This window comes from Pseudomonas sp. B707, from assembly GCF_022496685.1.
GTDB lineage: Bacteria > Pseudomonadota > Gammaproteobacteria > Pseudomonadales > Pseudomonadaceae > Aquipseudomonas > Aquipseudomonas paraglycinae.
Map to the genome: position 1 here is coordinate 117390 of NZ_WTVE01000011.1, position 6163 is coordinate 123552.

The 6163-nt window shown below is 50.8% G+C and carries 5 protein-coding genes; 4 read left to right on the forward strand and 1 reads right to left on the reverse strand.

The window, feature by feature from the left end:
• Positions 1–8 precede the first annotated feature (8 nt).
• Positions 9–467, reverse strand: coding sequence for a type II secretion system major pseudopilin GspG (gene gspG / locus GQX66_RS04390; RefSeq protein ID WP_276613318.1), 459 nt, complete (start codon positions 465–467; stop codon positions 9–11).
• Positions 468–613: 146 nt separating this feature from the next.
• Here gspG and gspI point away from each other — a divergent pair, with 146 nt between their 5' ends.
• The 4 genes from gspI (at position 614) to GQX66_RS04410 (ending at position 5758) form a co-directional block, all read left to right on the forward strand.
• Entirely contained in the window at positions 614–994 is a 381-nt protein-coding gene (gspI, locus tag GQX66_RS04395) for a type II secretion system minor pseudopilin GspI (protein WP_240866915.1), read from the forward strand.
• Positions 995–1598: 604 nt separating this feature from the next.
• Positions 1599–1961 carry a hypothetical protein gene (locus GQX66_RS04400; RefSeq protein WP_011333718.1) on the forward strand — a complete coding sequence of 121 codons (363 nt, stop codon included), beginning with the start codon at positions 1599–1601 and terminating at the stop codon, positions 1959–1961.
• A 371-nt stretch (positions 1962–2332) separates the two neighbouring features.
• On the forward strand, positions 2333–4537 hold the full coding sequence (locus GQX66_RS04405; protein WP_240866918.1) for an AAA family ATPase: 2205 nt from the start codon (positions 2333–2335) through the stop codon (positions 4535–4537).
• Positions 4538–4744: 207 nt separating this feature from the next.
• The gene (locus GQX66_RS04410; RefSeq protein ID WP_240865414.1) at positions 4745–5758 is read left to right on the forward strand and encodes an IS110 family transposase; all 1014 of its coding nucleotides are present in this window, start codon (positions 4745–4747) and stop codon (positions 5756–5758) included.
• Positions 5759–6163 lie beyond the last annotated feature (405 nt).

Below are 6163 nucleotides of genomic sequence, written 5' to 3' on the forward strand. Positions count from 1 at the left end.
GACCGGCCTTACAACTGCCAGGAACCGATGTCGGCATTCACGCCATCGCCGTCAGGCTGGCCATCGGCGCCGAGGGAAAAGATGTCGATCTCGCCGTTGGCACCGGGATTGAGGTACTGATAAGGACGACCCCACGGGTCATTCGGCAGACGCTCCAGGTACGAGCGCCAGTTGCTGTTCTTCGCATCGGCCGGCCGCTCGACCAGCACCTTCAGGCCCTGACTCTGGCTCGGGTAAGTGCCGTGATCGAGGCGATACAGCTTCAGCGCCTGCATCAACCCGCCAATGTCCTGCTTCGCCGCCGTGGCCCGCGCCTGATCCGGCCGATCGAGCACCTTGGGTACCACCATCGCCGCCAGAATCCCGAGAATCACCACCACCACCATGATCTCGATCAGCGTGAAACCCTGCTGCCCACGGGGCATCCGGCTCGGTCGGTTGGGCTGTATGAATTGCGCGATATCCATCTCGTCATTCCCTGGCTTGATTCGATTCGACGCGCAGTGTTGCAAGAAGATATGTCAGGGATGTTGAAAATTCTCGGGTGTTTTCGTCGTCAAGCTGTCAAGCACGGGCGTTAGCGTCAAGGGCTGCCCGACTGCCCGAGCCCCCGATGCGCACCCCCTCCCCGCAAGCCGGATTCACCCTGATTGAAGTGCTCGTCGCACTGGCGATCATCGCCGTCGCCATGTCCGCCGCTGTTCGTGTGGCGGGGTTGATGACGCAGAGCAGCGGGGTTTTGCGGGATCGCTCGATTGCGATGATTGCGGCGCAGAGTCGGATGGCGGAGTTGCGATTGGAGGGGCGATTGCCGATGGGGGTTAAGGCGATGGAGTGTGATCAGGGGCGGTTGTTGTTGCGGTGTGAGCAGGTGATTGGAGGGGTGGAGAATGGGCGGTTGCTCAAGGTTGGTGTGCAGGTTTTTGATCGCAGCCAAGATGCGCCGCCGCTTGCGCGGCTGGAGACGTTGCTTAGCCGCCCCGAAAGTCCCTAGCCCTCCCGAAGCATCGGACCGCTGGTATGCAGCGGAATCGACCGAGAGATATTTCCGACAACCACCTGAAAATCTTCACCACCACGCACGCACCGCGTTGAACCCATAATCAACTCGAACGCCCGCCTCCAAACCCATAATCAACTCGGTCGCCCAGGTCGATGTACAACGCCAGACACCTCCGTCGGCCCCCTCTCCCTCCGGGAGAGGGCTGGGGTGAGGGCCGCTCTTGAACCACCCGTTTAACGCCTCCCAAAAACCACGTTTAAAAGACACCAACCGTAACGTCCCCAAGGCTACACAACCTTGCGTCATTACCTACGACTACGCCAGAATCCGCCGGCTTGTGCGTCTAGTGCGCGGGTCTTATCGTTTCCTGGTCACTGAAAAACAGTGATCGGGTTTGGTAGCCCGCACATGAGTTCTGCACAGCATCACCATTCGTGGCGTCGTTTCGTCTCGGCTTTATGGTGGTCATGCACAGGGCACCTTCGGGTGCGCCGGGTTCCTCATGTGCCGGTCTACCAACCTGAGCATGGCCGCCACCTTCGTTTGGTAGCGAATTTGGATGGCCTCCCTTTCTGAAGCATGAGGAGTTACATCTATGTTCAAGCCGACACCCAATCCCCCCGAAACCGATCCGGTTTCCCCCTACAAATTCCCCGACTCCCGAACCCTCAACGAAGCCGCCGAACGCGCCCTCGACCACTACCTCACCCCACAACAACGCATCATGGGCAGCCACCACAAACACGACCCCATGTACCTGGCCAACCCGGCCTACAACACTGAATCCCTCCTGGCCAACGCCAGCGAATCGCTGGGATCGGCGAGCGAAATGCTCAACAACTTCGCTGCCACGCTGGAGCCTGCTCATCGCAAAACCGCGATCGGGATTGCGCAGTTGGTGATGTTGAGCGAGTTGGCGGTGAATCAGGCGTTGGATCATGTTGAAGTGAAGACGTAAGCGGCTGAGCGCTGTAGCTCAATAGACGGAAAGAAATGGCCTAGATTTGTCAGAAGTGAGACTGGCGATCTAGGCCAAAAATTCTATTTTTAGCATCTCTTATGGTCATCCTAAGCTTACAGGCCTATATCGATTATCTTAATTTTATGAACAATTCTTGGAAAGGCACCCGACAAACGTTGCCTCCATTGCAGGGGGTTCACAGGTGATTACCTTGCGAATACCCGATCATTTTCTGCAGTTAGAATCTCCCAAACCGACTCTCTGAATTACCTCCGAAAGAGATACGTTGCCAAGGGTGGATCATCTTGAGGCATGATGGCAAAATGCTTCAGGATTACAGCCTATAGAAATACAAGGATGCATGAAAAGTGGCAGTTTTGATTCGAAACATACTGGATGCCTTTCAACCAGCGAAAGAAATTTCTGATCCTCAGAGATTCTCTGGCAGAAAGAAACAATTAGACCAAGGCGCGGAACTTTTGCTTTCGAGTGACCATATTTTCATACATGGCAACCGCGGCATTGGTAAATCTTCGCTAGCTAGGCAATTAGCGATAATCGCTTCAGGAAACAATGAACTCTTGACTTCGATCGGATCAGACTTAGCCGACGAAAGCTTTGATTATGTGACATGCTTTTTTGTACGCGACTCATCCGTCCGAAATATAAATCAACTACTATATCGGCTCTTGGTTGATGAGTCTGCTTTAGCACAATGGTCAAGCCTACTTGGACTCGAAGAGCTCGGCGTTTACGACTTAGAAGGCGAATTAAATCCTAAATTAGTTTCTGACTTTTGGCAGCGCGTCTCAAAAATCTCCGAACTAGCAGGAGATGGCCTAGCTATATTCATTGATGAGTTTGAACTAATCGAAGACCACACAGGATTTGCTTCCTTAATAAAGGCAAATCCTGCACGGTGTATTTTCGTCGTCACAGGCATCGGCAAGACCGAACAAGAGCTCGTCAGAGATCATGAGTCAATTAAGCGCCAACTCAGCACTGGAACACTTCGAGTGCCAAACATGTCTGAAGATGAGCTATCAATTATCATCGCAAAAGCTCAAGAGTATCTTTCTGGTGAGATTACTTTTGAGATCGGTGCAGTACACAACCTCGTCAAGTTGGTAAGCGGCCATCCATACCTGCTACATCTTATAGGTAAAGAAACATTAAAAATTGCTTTCAAAAAAAAGAAAATCTCCGTTTCGCAAGAACTAATCAATGAAGCACTGCAAAACATTGTAAAAAACAACATCGATAGCTTCCTAGAGTCACGATATCTTAAGGTGATAGGCAGTTCAAAAAACCGCGAAAAACTCCTTCGAATAATTGCACTTCAAAAAGAAGAAATAGTGAGCTCAGCAGCAATTTATCCAGAGGCGGAAGCTCAAGGCATTGACAACCCTTCTTATTGGTTCGGAGAACTACAAAAAGAAGCATACGGTTCCGAATTAGAAAAAGTTTCCGATCAGTATTACAAAATTACTGACCCACTTTTTAAAGCCTATATTTCTGCAACCCCCCCAAGACTTGAAGGTAGTTCAGAAGAAGAAGTTGAAGAAACTTTCGACATGAAACTATCACTTGTCCACATTTCTGACTTGCATTTTGGTAGCAACCACTACTTTGACAATCTCCCAATTTCTGGAGATCATGTGCCTGAAGCCGACAAGCCCAGTCTTCAAAAATACATCATTGAATCTTTATCTCAGAGCTATGCTTTAGGTGATTTTCTAGCGGTCACTGGAGATCTTACCCAGATGGCGCTTACCCCTGAGTTTAATAAGGCTGCTGTTTTTATAACTGCGGTGGCTCAATCACTGAGTGGTGGAGTTAGCGGCTGGTCGAAAAACATAGCAATAGTCCCTGGCAATCATGATGTTAACTGGGATATGAAAAGAGCAGATCCTGAGGCTCGCTACGCCGGCTTCACTCCTTACATAAGATTTAGAAACAGCCTTGGACTCAGCATCGACAACCAGGTGGAGCCGGAAAGATTGTATGAAGTGCACAACCTCATCGACAAATGGAACTGCATCATAGTCGGATTTAACTCTTGCGTTTTAGAAGGACCAGATGATCATCGAGGCTATATCGGCGAGAGCCAGTTCCAGAACGCTTTAGAAGAAGTCAATGCATTATGTCAAAATACAAAGCCTCTTAAGATTGCGATGCTGCACCACCACCTTATTCCGGTTGATTCATTAGAAGCAAATACAAGAAAGCCCGATTACATACTACAAGACGCAGGATACATAAAATCAGAGCTTCTCCGAAACAACTTCAACATTGTTCTGCACGGCCATAGGCATCACGGCCATGAAGAGCAAATTAATCAAAGCGGGGATAGTGGCGGAAAATTATTAATCGTAGGTTGCGGCAGCACAGGTGTTAATATCAACGAACGCGGATCGCAGGCAATGCAATTCAACAGATTAAGTATAAGACGTAAAAAGGGAAGCGACACAGTAGCTGTGTCCGTTGCAAGATATCTATTTGACACAGTCCGCAGAAAATTTTATCAGTCCGAAGATCATAAGGCGAAGACATTTTCGTTTGAGATCTTGTAGCTCAGAACACGCCAGACCCAAATCAGCACTCCACTTAAATTCGGCCCAAAGAAAAGGGCATAACAAAGGGGACTGATTATTTACAAACAAGGGGACAGATCTATTTTCTGGAAAATAAATCTGAGAATCATCTGGCCGGCCTCCCCACCTCACGGAGGTGGCGCAAAATTCAAGGTGCGAACTTAGTCTTTTGCGTAGGAGGCCGTGATGAAATTCTGTGGCATAGACCTGCATTCGAACAACAGTGTTGTGGTGGTTACCGACGAAACGGATCGAGTACTGGTCAGTCGACGTTGCCCCAACCAGCTAACGCCAATCCTTTCGCTGCTCGAGCCTCACCGTGCTGAATTGGTTGGCGTCGTGGTTGAGTCCACCTACAACTGGTATTGGTTGGTCGATGGCCTCAAGGCAGCGGGCTTTGAGGTGAAGCTGGCCCATCCCGTGGCGATGAAACGCTACGACGGTTTGAAGCATTCTGACGACAAGGATGATGCGACTTTCCTGGCTCATTTGCTGCGACTCGGGATTTTACCGACCGGATATATCCATCCGCCGCAAGAACGTGCGCTGCGAGATTTGGCACGCAAACGTATTCAACTGGTACGCAGCCGGACTCAGCACATTCTGTCCGTCGAGAACATCATGGCGCGCCAGTTTGGCCAGCGGTTGAGCTGCAATGAAGTCAAAGGGCTGTCAGCCACATCCGTCGACAGGCTGGGCCTGCCGACGGATGTGGCTCTGGCAATGAAAGCGAATGTCGCCATTGTTCAGGCATTGCAGATCCAGATTGATTTTCTTGAAGAGCGATTACTGCACGAAGCCTATTTGCGCCCGGAGTTTTCTTTGTTGAAAACGATGCCCGGAATTGGCGAAGTGCTGGCCACGGTCATCATGCTGGAAACCGGAAATATTGAGCGCTTTGCCGACGTAGGCCACTTCGCCTCTTACGCTCGCTGCGTAAAAAGTGCGCATTACTCCAACGGCAAAAAGAAAGGTGAAGGCAACGCCAAGAACGGCAACGCTTATTTGATCTGGGCTTATATCGAAGCGGCTAATTTCGCCCGGCGCTTCAGCGAGGATGCCAAACGCTTTTTCGAGAAGAAGAAAGCCAAGACCAATGCCGTGGTCGCTACCAAGGCACTGGCACACAAGCTGGCGCGAGCGAGTTATCACATCCTGAAGGAGAAACAGCCTTTTGATGCCAGACGCTGTTTCGCCTGAGGGACGAATGAGGTGATGGTTGGCCAACCAAAAAGGGACTGGGCTCGAACCACTAAATCTGAGTGGCGACCGACCATCACCGCCTGAGTGTGTTGTAACCGGGTCGTCTGCCAGGTGAGCCAGCTGGGACTGGACGTGTGTTTTGCACGAGCCACAGTTCTGTGACACGTTTTGGACGCATTGGCAGCACCAACGTTTCTCTGGGGCAGTTAACTGCCAGGGCGGTGCAGGTTGTATCGCTACCGCTTGATCCAAATGGGTGTCTGGCACGACTCGTTCGTAGCCAATGAAGAGGAAACGGGTTCGACGGGTTCAACCGATCAGGTTGAGTGGGAGAGCAAACCCTACAGTTGAAAACTGCAGGGCGCGGTGGCTTTTAACCTTGACTTGAGACCGGCTAATGGG